This window comes from Escherichia sp. XD33 (genome assembly GCF_019375075.1).
GTDB lineage: Bacteria > Pseudomonadota > Gammaproteobacteria > Enterobacterales > Enterobacteriaceae > Enterobacter > Enterobacter flexneri_A.
The window spans coordinates 25,204-44,602 of record NZ_JAENDM010000034.1 but is presented as its reverse complement, the minus strand read 5'-3'; the positions used below and the strand labels follow the sequence as shown (position 1 = coordinate 44,602).

21 protein-coding genes and 4 pseudogenes are annotated in these 19,399 nt (G+C 51.7%); 19 read left to right on the top strand and 6 right to left on the bottom strand.

Going from position 1 to position 19,399, the window contains the following annotated elements:
* From K0778_RS17875 to K0778_RS28615, 6 genes are all read right to left on the bottom strand, one after another.
* Nucleotides 1-236 (bottom strand): transposase (locus K0778_RS17875; RefSeq protein WP_161997270.1); only part of this gene is annotated, 236 nt, incomplete at its 3' end.
* Nucleotides 237-513: 277 nt separating this feature from the next.
* Nucleotides 514-795 (bottom strand): helix-turn-helix transcriptional regulator, encoded by a 282-nt coding sequence (locus K0778_RS17870; protein ID WP_000780222.1) that lies wholly within the window; start codon nucleotides 793-795, stop codon nucleotides 514-516.
* A complete protein-coding gene (locus K0778_RS17865; protein ID WP_000493286.1) occupies nucleotides 776-1,105 on the bottom strand; it encodes a type II toxin-antitoxin system RelE/ParE family toxin in 330 nt (109 codons plus the stop codon). The genes K0778_RS17870 and K0778_RS17865 overlap by 20 nt, the downstream gene beginning before the upstream one ends.
* Before the next feature lie 417 nt (nucleotides 1,106-1,522).
* On the bottom strand, nucleotides 1,523-3,058 hold the full coding sequence (locus K0778_RS17860; RefSeq protein ID WP_153449110.1) for an IS66 family transposase: 1,536 nt from the start codon (nucleotides 3,056-3,058) through the stop codon (nucleotides 1,523-1,525).
* A 49-nt stretch (nucleotides 3,059-3,107) separates the two neighbouring features.
* Nucleotides 3,108-3,455: an IS66 family insertion sequence element accessory protein TnpB gene (gene tnpB / locus K0778_RS17855; RefSeq protein WP_000609174.1), complete on the bottom strand. Its 348-nt coding sequence runs from the start codon at nucleotides 3,453-3,455 to the stop codon at nucleotides 3,108-3,110.
* Nucleotides 3,452-3,784 carry a transposase gene (locus K0778_RS28615; protein WP_050586387.1) on the bottom strand — a complete coding sequence of 111 codons (333 nt, stop codon included), beginning with the start codon at nucleotides 3,782-3,784 and terminating at the stop codon, nucleotides 3,452-3,454. Before K0778_RS28615 ends, tnpB begins: the two co-directional genes overlap by 4 nt.
* Nucleotides 3,785-3,913: 129 nt before the next feature.
* On the opposite strand from K0778_RS28615, the pseudogene K0778_RS17845 reads away from it, so the two are divergent.
* From K0778_RS17845 to K0778_RS17755, 19 genes and pseudogenes are all read left to right on the top strand, one after another.
* Nucleotides 3,914-4,120, top strand: a pseudogene (locus tag K0778_RS17845) (IS21 family transposase); the annotation flags it as partial.
* Nucleotides 4,121-4,134: 14 nt separating this feature from the next.
* Nucleotides 4,135-4,272 (top strand): annotated as a pseudogene (locus K0778_RS17840) (AAA family ATPase); the annotation flags it as partial.
* 1,130 nt (nucleotides 4,273-5,402) lie between these two features.
* The gene (locus tag K0778_RS17835) at nucleotides 5,403-6,554 is read left to right on the top strand and encodes a hypothetical protein (RefSeq protein ID WP_000514100.1); all 1,152 of its coding nucleotides are present in this window, start codon (nucleotides 5,403-5,405) and stop codon (nucleotides 6,552-6,554) included.
* A gap of 83 nt (nucleotides 6,555-6,637) precedes the next feature.
* Nucleotides 6,638-7,510 (top strand): GTPase family protein, encoded by an 873-nt coding sequence (locus K0778_RS17830; protein WP_153449109.1) that lies wholly within the window; start codon nucleotides 6,638-6,640, stop codon nucleotides 7,508-7,510.
* A gap of 217 nt (nucleotides 7,511-7,727) precedes the next feature.
* Nucleotides 7,728-10,124: a dynamin family protein gene (locus K0778_RS17825; RefSeq protein ID WP_000544732.1), complete on the top strand. Its 2,397-nt coding sequence runs from the start codon at nucleotides 7,728-7,730 to the stop codon at nucleotides 10,122-10,124.
* Nucleotides 10,121-11,026 carry a diguanylate cyclase regulator RdcB family protein gene (locus K0778_RS17820; protein ID WP_000203553.1) on the top strand — a complete coding sequence of 302 codons (906 nt, stop codon included), beginning with the start codon at nucleotides 10,121-10,123 and terminating at the stop codon, nucleotides 11,024-11,026. Before K0778_RS17825 ends, K0778_RS17820 begins: the two co-directional genes overlap by 4 nt.
* The gene (locus tag K0778_RS17815) at nucleotides 11,023-12,093 is read left to right on the top strand and encodes a patatin-like phospholipase family protein (RefSeq protein WP_000102643.1); all 1,071 of its coding nucleotides are present in this window, start codon (nucleotides 11,023-11,025) and stop codon (nucleotides 12,091-12,093) included. The genes K0778_RS17820 and K0778_RS17815 overlap by 4 nt, the downstream gene beginning before the upstream one ends.
* Nucleotides 12,094-12,228: 135 nt before the next feature.
* Nucleotides 12,229-12,816: pseudogene (locus tag K0778_RS17810) on the top strand (hypothetical protein); the annotation flags it as partial.
* A gap of 184 nt (nucleotides 12,817-13,000) precedes the next feature.
* Nucleotides 13,001-14,542, top strand: a complete 1,542-nt coding sequence (gene istA, locus K0778_RS17805) for an IS21-like element ISEc12 family transposase (protein WP_001375228.1) — start codon at nucleotides 13,001-13,003, stop codon at nucleotides 14,540-14,542.
* A 14-nt stretch (nucleotides 14,543-14,556) separates the two neighbouring features.
* The gene (gene istB, locus K0778_RS17800) at nucleotides 14,557-15,303 is read left to right on the top strand and encodes an IS21-like element ISEc12 family helper ATPase IstB (protein ID WP_001016257.1); all 747 of its coding nucleotides are present in this window, start codon (nucleotides 14,557-14,559) and stop codon (nucleotides 15,301-15,303) included.
* Nucleotides 15,304-15,388: 85 nt separating this feature from the next.
* Nucleotides 15,389-15,499 (top strand): annotated as a pseudogene (locus K0778_RS17795) (DNA polymerase III subunit gamma/tau); the annotation flags it as partial.
* A gap of 15 nt (nucleotides 15,500-15,514) precedes the next feature.
* Nucleotides 15,515-15,925, top strand: coding sequence for a hypothetical protein (locus K0778_RS17790; RefSeq protein WP_000846713.1), 411 nt, complete (start codon nucleotides 15,515-15,517; stop codon nucleotides 15,923-15,925).
* Nucleotides 15,926-16,144: 219 nt separating this feature from the next.
* Entirely contained in the window at nucleotides 16,145-16,963 is an 819-nt protein-coding gene (locus K0778_RS17785; protein ID WP_153449108.1) for a DUF932 domain-containing protein, read from the top strand.
* Between the two features lie 81 nt (nucleotides 16,964-17,044).
* Nucleotides 17,045-17,524: an antirestriction protein gene (locus K0778_RS17780; RefSeq protein ID WP_000860076.1), complete on the top strand. Its 480-nt coding sequence runs from the start codon at nucleotides 17,045-17,047 to the stop codon at nucleotides 17,522-17,524.
* Between the two features lie 15 nt (nucleotides 17,525-17,539).
* Entirely contained in the window at nucleotides 17,540-18,016 is a 477-nt protein-coding gene (locus tag K0778_RS17775; RefSeq protein ID WP_001186726.1) for a RadC family protein, read from the top strand.
* 62 nt (nucleotides 18,017-18,078) lie between these two features.
* Nucleotides 18,079-18,300, top strand: a complete 222-nt coding sequence (locus K0778_RS17770) for a DUF987 domain-containing protein (protein ID WP_000692323.1) — start codon at nucleotides 18,079-18,081, stop codon at nucleotides 18,298-18,300.
* 73 nt (nucleotides 18,301-18,373) lie between these two features.
* A complete protein-coding gene (cbeA, locus tag K0778_RS17765; RefSeq protein WP_001285585.1) occupies nucleotides 18,374-18,742 on the top strand; it encodes a type IV toxin-antitoxin system cytoskeleton bundling-enhancing antitoxin CbeA in 369 nt (122 codons plus the stop codon).
* Between the two features lie 88 nt (nucleotides 18,743-18,830).
* Nucleotides 18,831-19,205, top strand: a complete 375-nt coding sequence (cbtA, locus tag K0778_RS17760) for a type IV toxin-antitoxin system cytoskeleton-binding toxin CbtA (protein ID WP_000854814.1) — start codon at nucleotides 18,831-18,833, stop codon at nucleotides 19,203-19,205.
* Entirely contained in the window at nucleotides 19,202-19,396 is a 195-nt protein-coding gene (locus tag K0778_RS17755) for a DUF5983 family protein (RefSeq protein ID WP_000988600.1), read from the top strand. Before cbtA ends, K0778_RS17755 begins: the two co-directional genes overlap by 4 nt.
* The last annotated feature ends 3 nt before the right edge of the window (nucleotides 19,397-19,399 follow it).

The following is a 19,399-nucleotide window of genomic DNA, read 5'->3' as shown; positions in this document are numbered from 1 at the left end:
TCTTCCATGGCACCGTCGCTCAGGTTGTACCAATGCTGCATGCAGTGAATACGCAGCATGGTCTCCAGCGGATAGGGCCGTCGGCCATTGCCCGCCTTGGGATAAAACGGCTCGATGACTTCCACCATGTTTTGCCATGGCAGAATCTGCTCCATGCGGGAGAGGAAAATCTCTTTTCGGGTCTGACGGCGCTTAGTGCTGAATTCAATATCGGCGAAGGTGAGTTGATGGCTCATGATGTCCCTCTGGGATGCGCTCCGGATGAATATGATGATCTCATATCAGGAACTTGTTCGCACCTTCCCTAAGTCACCGGCGGCTTGCCTGCCACACATTGAACATTACAGACCAATTAGCACTTTGTCACCGGGGAAAGATGTAAAGATTATGTATAAATAGATTGGCTTAGAAGTGACATTTCAACTTTGGAGAAACAGGTGACATTTTAAACTTGCTTTAACAAAATTTTGGGACTGACCGAAACAAAAAGGCCAGCCCCGGAGGGCTGGCTATTCAGTACAGGGCAATGACAGGTTTCTTGATGCCGCAGGCGTGAGCGTAGCGGGTCAGTGTGTCGATGCTGGCTTTGGTGATGTTGTTTTCCAGGCGAGAAATAACCGGAGGTGTAACCCCCATGCGTTCAGCAACCTGCGCTTTTGTCAGGTTGTCATGCTTGCGCCATTCAGCAAGCAGCTCCCTGAGCTTTTCCTTACGTTCTTCTTCCTGCCATGCAGCGCGATATTCATCGTCCTGCATCCACTCGTTATGCAGTTCTTTATGGCTTACCAGTTTCATTAAGTACCTCCGCTAACCGCTTTTTGGCGAGATCGATTTCTTTCGCTGGCGTTTTCTGTGACTTCTTGATGAAAACACGGAGCATGATGATGGTATTGCCTTTGTGGTATACCCAGATTCCCCTGGCTATGTCCGTCCCCATCGTGCGGATCTCAAAAAGTCCATCGCCCAGGGGCTTCGTGTCCGGCTCCCGCAGTAATCGGGCGTCATACTCCAGTTTGCCGATGAGACGGTCAAACTTCACCCTGATTTTTACGGGTAATGCTGTGGCTTCTTCCCTGGCTTCCGGGTGATAAACAACGCTAAACATGTGACCTCCCATTTCTATTAATATTAACCTATAGGCTAATTTCAGACAAGGTAGAATTAACCTATAAGCTAATTTTGTTGGCAGTTATCGTGGCTACCCGGTCACTACCCTGTTAGCGTGAGTTTTCGTTCCACTGAGGAACGGGGATTTATGCGCGTTAGCGCATGTAAGGCGGCAGGATGAAATGACAGGTAGCACCAAGGGTTAGCCGCCGATACCAGTGAGGGATCGAAAGGGATCGCCTATCCATCCCTTCACCCTGCAAAGCCATATTCCGCTAAAAGCGGCTCAGAGGCTTTTGTGCGCGGTCGGAGTGGTCACAACAAGGCGAAGCCGCAGTTGGGGCGTATCTCCGCGTTAGCGGGTCGTAAGAGCCGTAAGCGTGCAGTGAGAACCGTATTGACGAAGTGAAGCTGGTCAGGCAGGCAGAGTAACCCGCCACGGGAGCAGAGCACCCACCCGGTTCACAGGCCAGTCGGCGATGACATCAAGTACATGATGCAGATAGCGTTCCGGATCCACGCCGTTTAATTTGCACGTCCCGATAAGACTGTACAGTGACGCACCGCGCTCACCACCATGATCCGAGCCGAAGAACAGCCAGTTTTTTCTCCCCAGACTGACCAGTCGTAGGGCGTTTTCGGCAATGTTATTATCCACCTCCACCCAGCCATCTTCTGCATAGCGGGTCAGCGCCGGCCACTGGTTCAGCGCATACCCGAACGCCTTCGCCAGTTCTGAGTGCCTTGAGAGGGTTTTCTGTTTCTCCCGCAGCCACCCCTCCAGTGACGCCAGCAGCGGCAGCACTTTTTGGTGCCGGACTGCCTGCCGTTCCTCTGCTCTTTTACCTCTGAGCTCCGACTCGATGGCATACAGCTCGCCGATCCGTTTCAGCGCCTCCTCCGTCAGGGCTGACGGGGTACGGACGTGAACATCGTGGATTTTTCGGCGGGCATGGGCCCAGCACGCGGCTTCCTTTATATGGCCGTCGCGGTAGAGCTCGTTGAACCCGGCGTAGGCATCAGCCTGCAGTACGCCACTGAAGCCTGCAAGATGGGGCTGAGGGTGGATACCTTTTCTGTCCGGGCTGTAAGCGAACCACACTGCGGGGGCCAGCGCTGATCCGGCGTTGCGGTCGTCTCGAACGTACGTCCATAAGCGCCCGGTCTTCGTCTTCTTATTGCCCGGCAACAGCACCGGGACAGGCATATCGTCAGCATGGAGTTTGCCGTCGGTCAGGACATAGTGCTGAAGGGCTTCATCCAGCGGTGCCAGCAGACGACAACACGCATCCACCCAGCCCGACAGTACAGAACGACTCAACACTACACCCTGGCGGGCATAGATCTCCGACTGGCGATACAGCGGTGTGTGCTCTGCATACTTTGAGGTCAGCACTCGGGCCAGCAGCCCCGGTCCGGCGATCCCCCGTTCGATGGGGCGCGAAGGAGCCGGGGCCTGAACGATGCGATCGCACCGACGGCAGGCATGCTTTTCACGGACTGTCCGGATAACCCGGAAGGCGCTGCGCATCAGCTCCAGCTGTTCGGCGGCATCCTCACCCAGGTAACTCAGCGAACCACCGCACTCCGGGCAACACGGCTCAGTCGGCAGCAGCCGCTTCTCATCCCGTGGGAGTGACTCAGGGAACGGTTTGCGGGTGCGGGTCTGACGCAGCGGGCGCTGCACTGCCGGGTCATCCACCCGGCCGGTCAGCGTATCCCTTTCCTGCTGCAGCAGGTTCAGGTCAGCTTCCATTTGCGCGATACGGCGGGATACCTTTTCGGAACGACTGCCGAAGTTCATCCGGCGCAGCTTATCCAGTTGCGCCTGCAGATGGTCTATTTCGCGTTCCCGGTTGCTCAGCTTTTCCTGCAGGGCGTGGTTCAACGCTTCCTGTTCGGCCAGGCGCTGTTTCAGCAGAAGGATGTCGTCAGAAGAGGTATCGTTCATAAGCCTGTATTTTACCAGGCTTATTCTGCGACAACCAGGATAAAGAGCGCTACAACATGGTCAGGGATGTCAGTAACCGCTTTGGCTGTCGCCAGTCGATACCTTCCATCAGCATCGCCAGTTGCGCCGGCGTCAGGAACACTTTGCCATCGCGGGCTGAGGGCCAGGCGAAGCGACCACGTTCCAGTCGCTTTGTCAGCAGGCACAGACCATCGCCGGTGGACCAGAGCAGTTTTACCTGACTGCCGCTGCGTCCCCGGAAGATGAAGACGTGGCCGGACATCGGGTCATCTTTCAGCGCGGTCTGCACCTTTGCGGCGAGGCCATTGAAGCCGTTGCGCATATCGGTGATACCGGCAACCAGCCAGATTTTTGTGCCTGCGGGAAGATTTATCATACAGGCCCCCGCATCAGTTCGCGCAGGACAGTGCTCATGAGTTCAGCAGAGGGATGAGTCAGTGTTATTTCTCCTCCCCGACATTTTATGTGGCAGGTAGCGGGAGGAGAGCAGGATGGTAGTTCGAAGGTTGGGAGAGAAGAGCCCGCCTGAAGCTGCACGGGTATCAGGGCAGGAAGCGACGATGAGTTTTTTCGGGGCCGACAGACCCGCCCTTCACGCTGCCAGAGCCTTATCCATTTAAAGAGCAGGTTATCATTGACGTCATGTTTCCGGGCCAGTGCGGCAATACTGCCTTCTTCTTCAAGAGCCAGCCTGACCAGTTCCATTTTGAATTCAGGGGAATAGTGTTTCCGGGGAAGTCTGTCTTTAGCGCGCATGAGGTGTCCACCTGCAAAATAAGTGGGTGCTTAAGTTACAGGATCCTGGATTCGGGACCAGACGGTACTCAGACGACGCTTACAGAGAATGTCCGGAATGACGAGGTTATCTTTGCGGAGATTAAGGCAATGGTATACGGGCCGACGTTCCATGCCGCGTTACTACATTCAGCCCGGACGTAAAATGCGCCCGTCAAAAAGAACGGTTCGCTTCGAAACTCAGCCAGGATACCACCTCTCCGCCACACCCGGGAAGAAGTTGATATGGTGGTTGCCGGACAACAGCGCTCCTGGATTGACTGCTGCATCACTCAACCACGCTGAATATCAAAGGAGAGCGTTACCGGTTAAAAGAGAAACGTAAAGCTGTGGTGATGACCCAAAACGCAACGCCTGTCAGTGAGGATGAAATGGTGAAAAGCGGACAGCATCAGTAACGGAAGTATCTTAGCGGGTACGAAAATGGCAGGATCGTGACATTGACAGAATATCTCCTGATCATCCTGAATGACTGCAGTTGCTGTAGAAAAGTAAGCTGTCTCCACCCACGGCACCACTTAACAGGCATTCCGTAACTTCCCCCAGACTTACTATGACGCATTATCGGTGCACTGAAAACGGGAGAGTGCGCTTAAAACCGCAGACCGCATGCGGGTGTTACTGCATGACAGTCTGGCCGTATTGTGAGATGTCGGCAGGAACCGATGTCCGCGCAGGGGGGAACTTCCTGCAGTACCTGACGCTTCAAATGGTATTAACCGTAGGGTGTTGTTGGTTCCGGATCGCGGAAATGGGAGCACAGGTCTGCTACGGGGTGTACCTCTGACAGTATATCCGGCTCGCTCATCTGACAGCCTCTCTCCCGGAAAAGACCAAAAATGAGATCGTCTCCTCAACAGCAGAGAAGAGGTCTTGACAGACAGGCTACATTGCATACGATTTATGAAGAAAAAGACAGCAAATATGGAGGTTATAGCGGAGAATACCCTACGAAATTCCTATGAAAAACGATTGAAAAAAATATCAAATTCGATTCGTTTTTATATGCTTTTTGGGAGCGTGGCGATGACGAACTGTTGCATGTGCAGAGGAGAATGCACCCGGAAGCACCAGAATCATCCAGAAAGGCAGAACGATTACGCATCAAACCAGGAGACAGCAATATCAAGGTAATATACTGATTTAAAATGAATTTACAGCAATACGTAAAAACATTTTTTACTTAAAGGAGACAGATGCGCTGAAGAGAGTGCAGGTATTTTTATATAAAAATGAGAAGTTTACGGGATGTATATCCGGCACACTATGACCGGAGAATATCAGTCAAGCTTAAAAAGACAATAAATACAGTGAGTTAAATACACAGAGAAAACGTAGTATCAGAGGGTACATCTTACAACAGAGACTGAATTTCCGGTTTTTCATAACCGGCGCATTCCGGAAAGTGCAGGCGGCCCGGAGGTTTTCTGACGCCACTACCTGGTAGATTGTTCTGTACATCATGTACGGAGGTTTTTGTTTGCTTTTTTAAAATCTGCAAATGTGAGAAAAGCAGGTGAGGTGTATTGTGGGAAAGGAACTGGATGATATCTGCACCAGCTGTCCGTATATCGATGCTGTAAAACGGCACAAACAACAGCTCGGTGCCATAGAGGAATATACACAGTGGTTAAAAAAAGAACCACGGGCATCTTATTTTTTTCTGTTCCAGCTGTATACCCGCATTCACAATACATTTTTCTCCCAAAAGCAACAACTCCCGTTCACTCCCGGTGGCACCCACTGCCCGGAACCTGATGTCACCCTTCGGGACTTAACGCTTTCCCCTGGCTACCACAGTGATTATGCCCCTCAACCCATTCCGGAGATGGACAGTTCTGCTGTTGTTCCCCCAACTAATGAAAACACCTCGCCTCCGGAAGATACTCCCGACAACACTCCGGCCGGAGGCAATACCGGACAAGCGGAAAAGACCAGAAACGCAGGACTCACACCCATTCCTGAAAAACGTTCAGGAATGCCCCCGGAACATCTGCGGTTTGCCACGGGGTTTCCATCGCAACCGAAGATTGCCGGTCCCAGAGAAAAGCCGATGCGCACCGTGCATCCGGATAAAATCTACCGTGAAATTATATGGTTCTGCTCCAGTTACCTGCTGAAATCCGGACCAGAGGCTACGAGGACGATTATCAACTCAGTATTCTCTGAATGGGCCAGCATAAACAATGATTACCCCTCCCCCTTTTCGTGGGTGGACAGCAGGGACAGTGAACAGTGTGACTGGTTATGGAACGCCATGCAGGTCCGGTGTGTGGGAACCCCGCTGAATCCCCTTACCCCGGAGCAGAAATACTGGTTTGCCTGCGCCACGTTTGATAACTGGGAGGGCTGGAATGAGCAACAGGTACAGTTTTTACTGGAAAGTAATCCCAGACGGAACAGAGCGAAGTTTACGCAGGTCTCCTTCCAGGCCCCCAGGATTCAGCATAAAGCGATTCTTCTTGATGAGCTGAAAAGTGCCCGGGAGCAACAAAAAAGGCGTGATGAACGTGCTGATGGTTCCGTCCCTCTGAAACTGTCCGGAAAAATCCACAAACAGCTTGAAAGTATTGCCCGAAGTCGTGGTGTCCTCCCAAAAAAACTGCTGAATGAAATGATTGAGCAGGCGTACCATGATTTGGTGGCAACCAGGCAGAACAGCCAAATCGATTCCAGATAATTTCAGACAGATATTATTTCCGTGAATCCCCCGCCACCTTTCCGGTGCGCGGGGTTTTGTCTTTTTTCACCGGGAATACATGTATGAATCCGTCTGATGCCATTGAGGCAATTGAAAAACCGCTCTCCTCCCTGCCTTACTCACTTTCCCGTCACATCCTGGAACATCTGCGCAAACTCACCAGTCACGAACCCGTGCCTGGCATTATGGGTAAAAGCGGGGCCGGTAAATCCTCACTCTGTAATGCGCTGTTTCAGGGGGAGGTCACCCCGGTCAGTGATGTTCACGCCGGCACCCGGGAAGTGCAGCGCTTCCGTCTGAATGGCCATGGTCACAGCATGGTTATCACTGACCTGCCCGGGGTGGGCGAGAGCCGGGACAGGGATGCAGAGTATGAAGCCCTGTACCGTGACATTCTGCTCGAACTGGACCTGGTACTGTGGCTGATTAAAGCCGATGACCGTGCCCTGTCTGTGGATGAGTATTTCTGGCGACACATCCTGCACCGGGGACATCAGCGGGTACTGTTTGTGGTGATGCAGGCCGATAAAACGGAGCCCTGGCATGAATGGGATATGGCCGGTATTCAGCCTTCTCCCGCAGAGGCACAGAACATTCGCGAAAAAACGGAGGCGGTATTCCGTCTGTTCCGGCCCGTACATCGGGTTGTTGCCGTATCGGCCCGCACCGGCTGGGAACTGGATACGCTGGTCAGTGCGCTCATGACAGCACTTCCCGACCATGCCGCCAGTCCCCTGATGACCCGCCTGCAGGACGAGCTGCGCACGGAGTCTGTCCGGTCTCAGGCCCGTGAACAGTTTACCGGTGCGGTGGACCGGATATTTGACACGGCGGAGAGCGTCTGCATTGCCTCTGTTGCACGCACGGTTCTGCGCGCCGTCCGTGACTCGGTGGTCTCTGTTGCCCGCGCGGTATGGAACTGGATTTTCTTCTGAACCCGGTGGTGATGTACCAGGCTGTTGTTACAGATTTTTAACTCCATGAAAACACTATGCAAACGCAGCCATACCCGGGTTGTCCCCTTGCGTTGTGTTTCTCAAGTTAATAGAATGCATCGATCGTTACTATCATATCGATCGTTATAAACGATCGTTTGTAGTAAATGACCTCCTCCGTGGTTGTCATGAAAATGCGTCTTAGGAAGGTTAAATAATGCACGAAAAGAACATCGCCCTGCTTTGTGATGAAGCCGACCGACTTTTGCAACTGAACATTAATCTGCTCCGGCAAATGGTTGAGGAGCCAGATGTGTTATCTGACAGTAAGAACGAAAACAGACTGCTTTTTGATAAACAGAAAGCACTGAAAAGAATTGAGGAGCTGGAGGGCGAACAAATCAAAACCGCCCGCAGGGAGATGGTGCTGGCTGTTGTCGGCACGATGAAAGCAGGCAAATCAACCACCATCAACGCCATTGTGGGGCAGGAAATTCTGCCTAACCGTAACCGCCCCATGACCTCTGTACCGACGCTCATCCGCCACGTTCCCGGAAAAACTGAGCCGGTTCTCCATCTGGAACATATTCAGCCTGTCCGCAATTTATTAATCACACTGCAGGAAAAACTCGCCACCCCGGCAGGACAGCAGGTCGCACAGACCCTGCAGCAAACCGGGGATACCCGCGAACTGCTGGATATTCTGACGGATGATGGCTGGCTCAAAAATGAATACCACGGGGAGGAGGAAATCTTTACCGGACTGGCATCGTTAAACGATCTGGTTCGTCTTGCTGCGGCAATGGGGACTGAATTTCCTTTTGATGAATACGCAGAAGTGCAGAAACTGCCGGTGATCGACGTGGAATTCAGCCATCTGGTGGGGATGGATGCATGCCAGGGAACACTCACACTGCTGGATACCCCCGGCCCTAATGAGGCCGGACAACCGCAGATGGAAGTGATGATGCGGGATCAACTGCAGAAAGCCTCTGCGGTTCTGGCTGTGATGGATTACACCCAGATGAACTCAAAAGCGGATGAAGACGTCCGTAAAGAGCTTAATGCCATTGCTGACGTATCAGCCGGCCGCCTGTTTGTACTGGTCAATAAATTTGATGAGAAAGACCGCAATGGCGATGGGGCAGATGCCGTACGCCAGAAAGTTCCGGCAATGCTGAACAGCGATGTGCTGCCCGCCTCCCGCGTTTATCCCGGATCCTCACGCCAGGCATACCTGGCTAACCGTGCGCTTCATGAGTTACGGAAAAACGGAACCCTTCCTGTTGATGAAGCCTGGGTCGATGATTTTATCAGAGGTGCCTTCGGTTGCATGAAAAAAGAATACGTCTGTAAAGACAGTGAACTGGCAACTGAAGGGGCGACAGACCTGTGGGAAGGCTCACTTATCGATCAACTGATAACGGAAGTCATACAGAGCTCACATTCCAGAGCTGCGGCACTGGCGGTTGACTCTGCCGCCGCAAAACTGATGCAGAATGCAGAAAATATCAGTGAATACCTGTTGTTACGCCATCAGGGGCTACAGCAAAGCATTCAGTCACTGCAGTCGCATATCACCAGCCTGCTTGCGGATATCCGGGAAATCGCGGACTGTCAGGAGCAGATGACCACTGATGTCAGAATGGCCATGGAGGAGATCGATACTAAAACCCGGGAATTACTGACGGGGGTCTGCACCTCACTGGAAGAGGAGCTGAATGACTATTTCAGAAGCGGTAAACGCAAAGAACAGCAAATGCTGGAGGAAGAAGACGCAGAACAACGAAGGTCTCAGTCCGGATTATGGGGGAAAATTTCTCAATGGTCCGGTATCAACAACCAGGGCCGGGAGGATTACAGGAAACGAGATTTTGCCCCGGACAGCCCCGAAATAAAATTCAGTGATCGCAGGGAAGCCCTTGAACTGATGACGCAAATCGAATCGACCGTGACCAGCCTGCACCGTGAGGCTGAAGCACAGTTCCGGCCTGAGCTGGAGAAAATCGTCAGCGGGATTGAAACAGGTTTTCGTGGCACGGCCCTGTACGCCACAGAAAACATTGCCGGTCGCATCAATGCCCGCCTGGAGGATGAGGGCTTTACCGTAAAAATCAGTTTTCCGGCAGTCAGCCAGTTACAGACCCGGCTCGCGGTAAAAATAAATCTGAGTGCGCTTATGGAGGAAAGAACGGAGACCGTCACCCGTCGCCGTCGGCAGAGTGGCGTATGGGGAACCGTTTGTCGATGGTTTGGCACCAGTGACCTGGGCTGGGAAAACTATGACGAGGATGTGAGTCGCAGCGTGATCAATATCAACAAGGTCAGAGAGGAAGTTATGTCACTGACCCGGGCATATTTCGGGGAGCTGCAGGCATCCATTGAGCAGGATATTAACCAGCCCGTCCGCCAGGAAATCGATGCCTTTTTCTGCGCATTCAGGGAGAAAGTTGAACAACTGCGTAACACGCTGATTCAGAGCTCTGAAGATCATAAACGCGATCAGCAGGCGCAGGAACGGCTTACCGGGCGACTTCAGGCATTAAATGAAAGGGTTCCTGAGCTCATTACTGACAGTAAGGCGCTGAGGGAAGAGCTGGAGACAATGCTGTGACTTCACCATTTATTCAACAAATTGCTGATAACCGGGTATGTCAGGTACTCACCTGTCTTCCTGAAAAATTTGTGGTTGATTTCGCAAACGGAATCGATGTTGCACAGGAGCATATCCGCACGGCCGGAGAGCGCACGTTCTTCCGGCGTTTAAAAGAGGGGCTGACCGGCGAAGGCGCTACACGGCAGAATGCCATCAATGCGTCGCTTGCACAGGGCGTTGAGGCGTCCCTGCGCTGGCTGACGGAGATGACAACGTCACTTGCCACCACAAACTACGCGATTACCCGGGTAAACGACAGGGTCAGTTCACTGGTCAGTGATACAGCCAGGCTGGCGCATTATTCCGCAGATACGCGGGAGCAGTTACTCACCCTGGCCGATCAGGTTCACCATAAACTGAATCATCTTGAAGAAAAACTCCACCGTGTTGACCAGGTTCAGCGGGCGCAGTTACATCTTGAGCAGATATTCTCATGGTGGAGCGCCGGGCGATATGCGTCATTTTCCCCTGCCGGACGTTGTTATGTGGCACTTGAAGAGCTTCGCTGGGGCGCGTTTGGTGATGTGATACGTCAGAGCGAAACAGGCCAGGTTAACCAGCTACTGGATATTCTCAGACATAAAGCATTAACGCAGATGGCACAGGAGAGTGGCGGTAGTGCAACCGTGCGTCTGAACACTCTGGACTGGCTTGGTGGTCAGGGCCGGGAGCAGGCAGATAACGAGTGGCATGACGCGATTAACTGGCTGGGAGACTGGTGCAGTGAAGAGCAGCATCCGGTGATCTGGTCAACCACGCAGGCTGCAGAACACTTACCGGTTCGCATGCCTCGCCTCTGCTCTGCAGAACGCCTCTCTGAAAGTATGGTCGATGAAATATTTCAGAAGGGGGCTGCATGAGTACAGAAATGAAAACGGGGCTGGTGCTGTCCGGTGGCGGGGCGGTGGGCGCTTATCAGGCGGGAGTGGTTAAGGCACTGGCAGAGTGTGGTACACAGATCAGCATGGTTTCAGGGGCCAGCATTGGCGCATTCAATGGTGCCATTATCGCGGCCTCTCCCGATCTGTCAGAAGCTGCCGTACGCCTGGAGGCGCTCTGGGATCATCTGGGGAATAATCAAGTGCTGTCGGTAAACAGATTGGTTTACTTTTCATTGCTGAAAAAATTGTTCCAGGCAATGAACCTCTGCCAGATCCCCGGACGTGCAGGAGCACTGCTTACGACGCTTCTTCGCCATATATCGACAATCAACGGGTTTGACAATCTGATGGCTCAGCCGTTGTTGTCAGATGAGCCCCTGACAGCGCTGATGGATCATTATCTTGATACTGATGCTCTGGCAGACGGGCTACCGCTGTATGTGTCGCTGTACCCCACAGAAGGGGGCATGCAGGATATTATTGACTGCATTCGTGCTGAACTGGGTGTCGGAACCACGAAAAACGCCGTTTTTCAGCATATCCAGAGCCTGCCCCGCGGACAGCAGAAAGAGGCTCTGCTTGCGTCAGCCGCGCTGCCCCTGCTGTTCCGTCCCCGTGAGGTTCAGGGGACAATGTTCGGTGATGGTGGTATGGGAGGATGGCGAAATATGCAGGGAAATACCCCTGTGACGCCTCTGGTCGATGCCGGATGCAATATGGTGATTGTGACGCATCTGAGTGACGGTTCTTTATGGGATCGCCAGGCTTTTCCGGACACCACAATCCTTGAGATCCGTCCCCGGAAAAGGCTGAAATATGCAGGTGATGGTGGCAACAGCGGCGGTCTGCTCAGTTTTACATCGGCACATACCGACGCCTGGCGTCAGCAGGGCTATGAAGACACGATGCTGGCGATGGAGCATATCCGGAAACCGCTGGCAGCACGTCAGGCACTGACCCGGTCAGAGGCGGTATTGCAGAAAAGCCTGGATATAACGGAAGAGGCAGATTTGGCACTGAGAAACGCGATGGCCCGGATTAAATAAAGACGCCCCAAAGAAACGCCACCGCCTGTGGTGGTGTTTTTCCTGTCTGGTGTTATTGAAAATATTTTCATATATATATTACCTGAGAGAAAGTTTTACCCCTCACCTGTCAATTCACTCACTGGAAATTTAATTATGAAATTACCTGTAAAGTTATTAATGAGCCTTATATCTCTGGTCAGCGTTATTGCACGTGCCGGGGAATATAAAAATTACAGCCGGGATGAAATAAAATACTGGCGATATACATCATACAAGGGGGGGAAACTTCCGGAAGGTTTCACTGATGAGAAATTTTCCAGCGCCATTTACAACGGAAGAATATTTACAATGAAACGTTTACATACCCTTATGTTATTTCTGGCGGTTCTGTTCACGGGCTTTAACTTTAACGCAGAAGCGGCTACCGTAAAACAAGCTCTTAGTTGTAACCCGGAAGCCTGGGCTGAACAACCTGGAGCGTGTCCATCAACGTACGAGTTGTACGAAGGTGACGCTACCTACAAAGCCGCTATCGACAAAGCATTAAAACCGGTCGGACTGAGCGGCATGTTCGGTAAAGGCGGCTATATGGATGGCCCTGGTGGAGGTATCACGCCAGTAAACATTAACGGTACAGTCTGGTTCCAGGGCGACGGTTGCAAAGCCAATACCTGCGGCTGGGACTTTATCGTAACACTCTATAACCCAAAAACCCATGAAGTTGTTGGCTACTGCGTATTTTCATGAAAGGAGATCACTCAATAACTTCCATCGAGATCGGGTAATAACATTTGAACAGATCGCTGAATAACATCGATGGAGATCACTTTTGACTCATTTTGTTATTCAGTGATCTCCATCAATGTTATTGGAACTTCACAGGTGTGTTGATCTGTATCTTTTGCCATTCCGGTAAAGGATACCTATGCCAACAGTTCCAATTTCTATGAGAAAACTTAAAGAAATTCTTAGGCTTAAATACGGTGTTGGACTCAGCCATCGACAAATTGGTCGTAGTCTTGCAATCTCCCCTTCCGTTGTATCCAGATATACTAATCGGGCGGCTCAACTTGGCATAAAGCAGTGGCCCTTACCTACAGGATGGGATGATACAAAACTAAAACATGCGTTCCTTCAGACCCAGGTTAAGATGAAGAAGCACTCTCTGCCTGACTGGGCTACAGTACACCGGGAACTGCGTAATAAATGCGTGACGCTGCAGCTACTCTGGGAAGAATACTGTGAGCGTAATCCAGGCGGTTTTTACAGCTATAACCATTACTGCCGGATGTACCGTGAATGGCTCAAAACCACTTCACCATCAATGCGTCAGGTACATAAAGCTGGCGAAAAACTTTTCGTTGATTACTGTGGACCTACCGTTGGCGTTACCGACCCTGAGACCGGAGAAATAAGAACTGCTCAGGTCATCGTAGCTGTTCTCGGGGCATCAAGTTACACATGGGCAGAGGCCACCTGGTCTCAGCAGCTTGAAGACTGGGTGATGAGTCATGTTCGCTGCTTCCAGTGGTTGGGTGGCGTTCCTGAACTTGTTGTTCCGGACAATCTGAAAAGCGCCACATCCAGGGCATGTAAGTATGATCCTGACGTTAACCCTACCTACCAGCAGATGCTTGAGCATTATAATGTCGCAGTTTTGCCTGCGCGGCCACGTAAACCGAAAGATAAAGCCAAAGCTGAAGTTGGCGTTCAGGTTGTTGAACGCTGGATCATGGCCCGAATCAGGCATGAGATCTTCTACAGCCTTGCATCGCTTAATCAGCGCATTCGGGAGTTGCTGGAAAGACTGAATAACAAAATAATGCAGAAGTTGGGTTATTCACGTGCAGAACTCTTCATCCAGCTTGATAAACCCGCACTGAAGCCTCTTCCTGAAGCCAGTTACAGTTACACCCTGGTGAAGAAAGTCAGAGTTCATGCCGATTACCACGTGGAAATCGACAAACATTACTACTCGGTTCCATGTTCGCTGTTAGGCCAGCAACTGGAAGCATGGATCTCCGGAGAACTGGTAAGACTCTTCAATCAGGGGCAGGAGGTTGCTGTGCACCCGCGCAAGCGTACTTATGGCTACAGTACCCGCAACGAGCACATGCCTGAAGCTCATCGACAGCATGCCACCTGGACGCCAGAGCGTCTTCTGGAATGGGCGGGGCACATAGGCAGTGAAACTCATAGTTATGTGCTTCATATACTGAACTCTCGTCCACATCCGGAACAAAGCTATCGCTTCTGCCTTGGACTCCTGAACCTTCATAAAAAATACAGTAAAGCCAGACTTAATGCAGCATGTGCAAGAGCTCTGAAAACAAAGGTATGGCGTCTGTCAGGTATTAAATCGATCCTGGAAAAAGGTCTGGATAAACAACCTGTTCAGGATCCAAAACCAGATCTGTTATCCACGATGGAACACGAAAACGTACGCGGCAGTGAGTATTACCACTGATACGGGATCCAATGATGAATCATCTTTACGAACAACTGACCGCACTTAAACTCACCGGCTTCCGTGATGCGCTTAAAAAGCAACTTGCTCAGCCGGGCACATACCAGGAGCTGGGCTTCGAAGAACGCCTGTCATTACTGACAGCAGAAGAACTAACCTGCCGTGAAAACAGGAAGGCAGAGCGTCTGATCAAACATGCACGGTTCAGACTTAATGCTGAGTTATCAAAGCTGGATTATCGTAACAATAGAGGGCTGGACAGGGCCCTCATCCGTTCACTCAGTCAGGGAAACTGGTTAACCCTGAAACAAAATATTTTACTGACCGGGGCCACCGGCAGCGGTAAAACGTTCCTGGCATGTGCACTTGGTCATAATGCCTGCCGACAGGGATACAAGGTCTACTATTATCGCCTTAAAGCGCTGATGGAACAGTGCTATCAGGGGCATGCTGATGGAAGATACAGCAAACTTTTGACCAGGCTGAATAATAGCGATCTGCTGCTTCTGGATGACTGGGGGCTGGAACCTCTCTCATCAGAACAGCGTAGCGACCTGCTGGAAATAGTGGATCTGATGTACCAACGAGGCTCAATCATCGTAGTGAGCCAGTTGCCGGTGGAAAACTGGTACAAAATGATCGGAGACTCCACACATGCGGATGCCATCCTAGATCGACTGGTTCATGGCAGTATCAAGATCGAACTTAAAGGAGAATCAATGCGGAAAATACAATCTCCGTTGACCGAAGGAGATCAGTGAAGGTAATTTAAAAACGGTTCTGTGAAAGTGACACGAACCGATCTCCATCGATGTTACTCACCGATCTCCTTCACGGTAATACGCAGGCTACCGTTACTTTGGTTTAGATGACCCGGCCTACCTGGTTTGGTTCGGTGAAATTGGCGTGCATGAATTCGCGTATCTGGTGAAAAACTACGTAGCTGCGGTTAACTAATTTAAGGAGTCTATCATGAAAACTTTTATCAAAACTTTACTCGTTGCTGTAACTATTCTGTTCTCTGTCTTCGCTACTGCGAAACAAGTAAAACTGCCAAATAACATCAAATACGTTAATACTACAGAAGCGTTTTCCTGTACCGAAATTGACGGTATGAATTGCCAGACAAAGAATCAGTTCAACTATAAAGATAACAGCTATGTTTTCGTGCTTGAACGTGGTGGTGCCTGGTGCTACGACTACACTGTCTCGGTAGTTAACCTGAAAACCGGGAAAGCACAAATGATTGAATACGGGGACAATCAACTGTGCTCAGGTAGCAACAAACCGTTCTTCGAAATCAAAAATGGCGTACCGACGGTAGGAGTCATCGACACATCCGGAAAACCTGTCGTTGTAGCCCAGGACAAACTTAAAATCTAAGGAGTAAACCATGCGTTTCTCTGCACATTATTAATATCAAAGGTAAATACAGCCCCAGCCATTGTTACCGGAAAGCCGCTTAATGCGTGGCTCGCCAGTGAAAGGCCTCTCAGACAATAAACCTTATTCATTTCACCCGTCAGGCCGCGTCTTCTCCGGGAGACGTGGCTTTTTCATTTATTACACCAGTAAATCTTAACCACCGATAAGGAGCAAATTATGCGACTAGCCAGTCGTTTTGGTTATACGAACCAGATACGCCGTGACCGTCCGCTGACACACGAAGAACTGATGCACTATGTTCCCAGTATTTTCGGTGAAGACCGGCATACTTCCCGCAGTAAACGATATGCGTACATTCCCACCATCACCGTACTGGAAAGCCTGCAGCGGGAAGGCTTTCAGCCATTCTTCGCCTGCCAGACCCGTGTGCGCGACCCGGGCCGCCGGGGATACACAAAACACATGCTGCGTCTGCGGCGGGCCGGAGAGATAAACGGAGAACATGTCCCTGAAATCATTCTGCTCAACTCCCATGACGGTACCTCCAGCTACCAGATGCTGCCGGGTTACTTCAGGTTCGTCTGTCAGAACGGATGCGTCTGTGGTCAGTCTCTGGGGGAAGTGCGTGTTCCGCATCGGGGAAATGTGGTGGACAGAGTCATTGAAGGGGCTTACGAGGTGGTGGGCGTGTTTGACCGGATAGAGGAGAAGCGTGATGCCATGCAGTCGCTGGTCCTGCCGCCACCGGCACGCCAGGCGCTGGCACAGGCGGCACTGACTTACCGTTATGGTGACGAACATCAGCCCGTCACCACCGCCGACATTCTGACGCCGCGACGCCGGGAGGATTACGGTAAGGACCTGAGGAGCGCATATCAGACCATCCAGGAGAATATGCTGAAAGGCGGGATTTCCGGTCGCAGTGCAAAAGGAAAACGTATCCATACCCGGGCCATTCACAGCATTCATACCGACATTAAGCTCAATCGCGCATTGTGGGTGATGGCAGAAACGATGCTGGAGAGCCTGCGCTGATGCCGTTTCCCTGAGTGAGGGAATCATTCAGCTTTCGTTCCTGAAAAACACACATTTATTTGTTATTTAAGGAGTTATCTCATGAAAACCGTTTCTCAGAATACCCCCACAATTTATTCAGCTACAACACCAGAGAATAATCCGCCTCAGTTGGTTGCCAGCCTCGTCCCTGATGAACAGCGCATCAGCTTCTGGCCGCAGCATTTTGGCCTCATTCCACAGTGGGTGACCCTGGAGCCCCGTGTCTTCGGCTGGATGGACCGTCTTTGCGAAGACTACTGCGGTGGTATCTGGAATCTGTACACCCTGAACAACGGTGGCGCATTTATGGCACCCGAACCGGATGACGATGATGACGAAACATGGGTACTGTTCAATGCCATGAACGGTAACCGCGCAGAAATGAGCCCGGAAGCCGCCGGTATTGCCGCCTGTCTGATGACGTACAGTCATCATGCCTGTCGTACGGAGAATTATGCCATGACGGTCCATTATTACCGGTTGCGGGATTACGCCCTGCAGCATCCGGAATGCAGCGCCATTATGCGCATCATCGACTGAATGGAGAGAAGCACAATGCAACAACTTTCCTTTCTGCCCGGAGAGATGACGCCCGGCGAGCGCAGCCTCATTCTGCGGGCCCTGAAAACCCTGGACCGCCATCTTCATGAACCCGGCGTGGCCTTCACCTCCACCCGTGCAGCACGGGAATGGCTGATTCTGAACATGGCGGGACTGGAGCGTGAAGAATTCCGGGTGCTGTATCTGAACAACCAGAATCAGCTGATTGCCGGTGAAACCCTCTTCACCGGCACCATCAACCGCACGGAAGTCCATCCCCGGGAAGTGATTAAACGCGCCCTGTACCACAATGCCGCTGCCGTGGTACTGGCACACAATCACCCGTCCGGTGAAGTCACACCCAGTAAGGCAGACCGGCTTATCACCGAACGTCTGGTACAGGCACTGGGCCTGGTGGATATCCGGGTGCCGGACCATCTGATAGTCGGTGGCAACCAGGTTTTCTCCTTTGCCGAACATGGTCTGCTTTAACCCTTCACAACCACATCACACCTGTTTTCACTTTTATCTTCTGTCTTCAGAGGTATCCCATTATGAAAATTATCACCCGTGGTGAAGCCATGCGTATTCACCAACAACATCCGACATCCCGTCTTTTTCCGTTCTGTACCGGTAAATACCGCTGGCACGGCAGTGCTGAAGCGTATACCGGTCGTGAAGTGCAGGATATTCCCGGTGTGCTGGCCGTGTTTGCTGAACGCCGTAAGGACAGTTTTGGTCCGTATGTCCGGCTGATGAGCGTCACCCTGAACTGAGTGGGAATTCTGATGAGCAGAATTATCGCCACTACCGGACCATTCTTAGCCGATTTTCTGTAAGGATTTTATCGTGTCAGACACACTCCCCGGGACAACACTTCCCGACGACAATCACGACCGCCCCTGGTGGGGGCTGCCCTGCACCGTGACGCCCTGTTTCGGGGCACGTCTGGTGCAGGAGGGTAACCGGTTGCATTACCTTGCCGACCGCGCCGGTATCAGGGGCCTGTTCAGCGATGCAGATGCGTACCACCTGGACCAGGCCTTTCCGCTGCTGATGAAACAACTGGAACTCATGCTCACCAGCGGTGAACTGAATCCCCGCCATCAGCATACCGTCACGCTGTATGCAAAAGGGCTGACCTGCAAAGCCGATACCCTCAGCAGTTGTGGTTACGTTTATCTGGCTGTTTATCCGACGCCCGAAATGAAAAATTAACTCTCCAGAATAGCCTTCTGCTACGGCCTGGTGTTTTCACCACGCCACTTTTCCATTTTTATATCTGCATATCAGGAAAATCTTCAGTATGAAAACATTACCTGTATTACCCGGGCAGGCGGCCAGTTCTCGCCCGTCTCCTGTTGAAATCTGGCAGATACTGCTGTCCCGACTGCTGGACCAGCACTATGGCCTCACACTGAATGACACACCTTTTGCCGATGAACGTGTGATTGAGCAGCATATTGAGGCAGGCATTTCACTGTGTGATGCGGTGAACTTTCTCGTGGAAAAATACGCGCTGGTGCGTACCGACCAGCCGGGATTCAGCGCCTGTACCCGCTCTCAGTTAATAAACAGCATCGATATCCTCCGGGCTCGCAGGGCGACCGGCCTGATGACCCGCGACAATTACAGAACGGTAAATAACATTACCCTGGGTAAGTATCCGGAGGCGAAATGATGACACTGGAAGCCGACAGCGTTAACGTACAGGCGCTGGATATGGGGCACATTGTCGTTGACATTGATGGTGTTAATATCACTGAACTGATTAATAAGGCCGCTGAAAACGGTTATTCACTCCGCGTGGTGGATGACCGTGACTCTACCGAAACACCGGCAACTTATGCCAGCCCTCACCAGTTGCTGTAAGAC

Bases quoted from the DNA above. Each gene is read 5' to 3' on its own strand.
- K0778_RS17870 (WP_000780222.1), bottom strand. From the start codon at position 795: ATGAAACTGGTAAGCCATAAAGAACTGCATAACGAGTGGATGCAGGAC.
- K0778_RS17865 (WP_000493286.1), bottom strand. From the start codon at position 1,105: ATGTTTAGCGTTGTTTATCACCCGGAAGCCAGGGAAGAAGCCACAGCA.
- K0778_RS17860 (WP_153449110.1), bottom strand. From the start codon at position 3,058: ATGAACGATACCTCTTCTGACGACATCCTTCTGCTGAAACAGCGCCTG.
- tnpB (WP_000609174.1), bottom strand. From the start codon at position 3,455: ATGATAAATCTTCCCGCAGGCACAAAAATCTGGCTGGTTGCCGGTATC.
- K0778_RS28615 (WP_050586387.1), bottom strand. From the start codon at position 3,784: ATGGAACTGGTCAGGCTGGCTCTTGAAGAAGAAGGCAGTATTGCCGCA.
- K0778_RS17830 (WP_153449109.1), top strand. From the start codon at position 6,638: ATGAATCCGTCTGATGCCATTGAGGCAATTGAAAAACCGCTCTCCTCC.
- K0778_RS17825 (WP_000544732.1), top strand. From the start codon at position 7,728: ATGCACGAAAAGAACATCGCCCTGCTTTGTGATGAAGCCGACCGACTT.
- K0778_RS17815 (WP_000102643.1), top strand. From the start codon at position 11,023: ATGAGTACAGAAATGAAAACGGGGCTGGTGCTGTCCGGTGGCGGGGCG.
- istA (WP_001375228.1), top strand. From the start codon at position 13,001: ATGCCAACAGTTCCAATTTCTATGAGAAAACTTAAAGAAATTCTTAGG.
- istB (WP_001016257.1), top strand. From the start codon at position 14,557: ATGAATCATCTTTACGAACAACTGACCGCACTTAAACTCACCGGCTTC.
- K0778_RS17790 (WP_000846713.1), top strand. From the start codon at position 15,515: ATGAAAACTTTTATCAAAACTTTACTCGTTGCTGTAACTATTCTGTTC.
- K0778_RS17785 (WP_153449108.1), top strand. From the start codon at position 16,145: ATGCGACTAGCCAGTCGTTTTGGTTATACGAACCAGATACGCCGTGAC.
- K0778_RS17780 (WP_000860076.1), top strand. From the start codon at position 17,045: ATGAAAACCGTTTCTCAGAATACCCCCACAATTTATTCAGCTACAACA.
- K0778_RS17775 (WP_001186726.1), top strand. From the start codon at position 17,540: ATGCAACAACTTTCCTTTCTGCCCGGAGAGATGACGCCCGGCGAGCGC.
- K0778_RS17770 (WP_000692323.1), top strand. From the start codon at position 18,079: ATGAAAATTATCACCCGTGGTGAAGCCATGCGTATTCACCAACAACAT.
- cbtA (WP_000854814.1), top strand. From the start codon at position 18,831: ATGAAAACATTACCTGTATTACCCGGGCAGGCGGCCAGTTCTCGCCCG.
- K0778_RS17755 (WP_000988600.1), top strand. From the start codon at position 19,202: ATGATGACACTGGAAGCCGACAGCGTTAACGTACAGGCGCTGGATATG.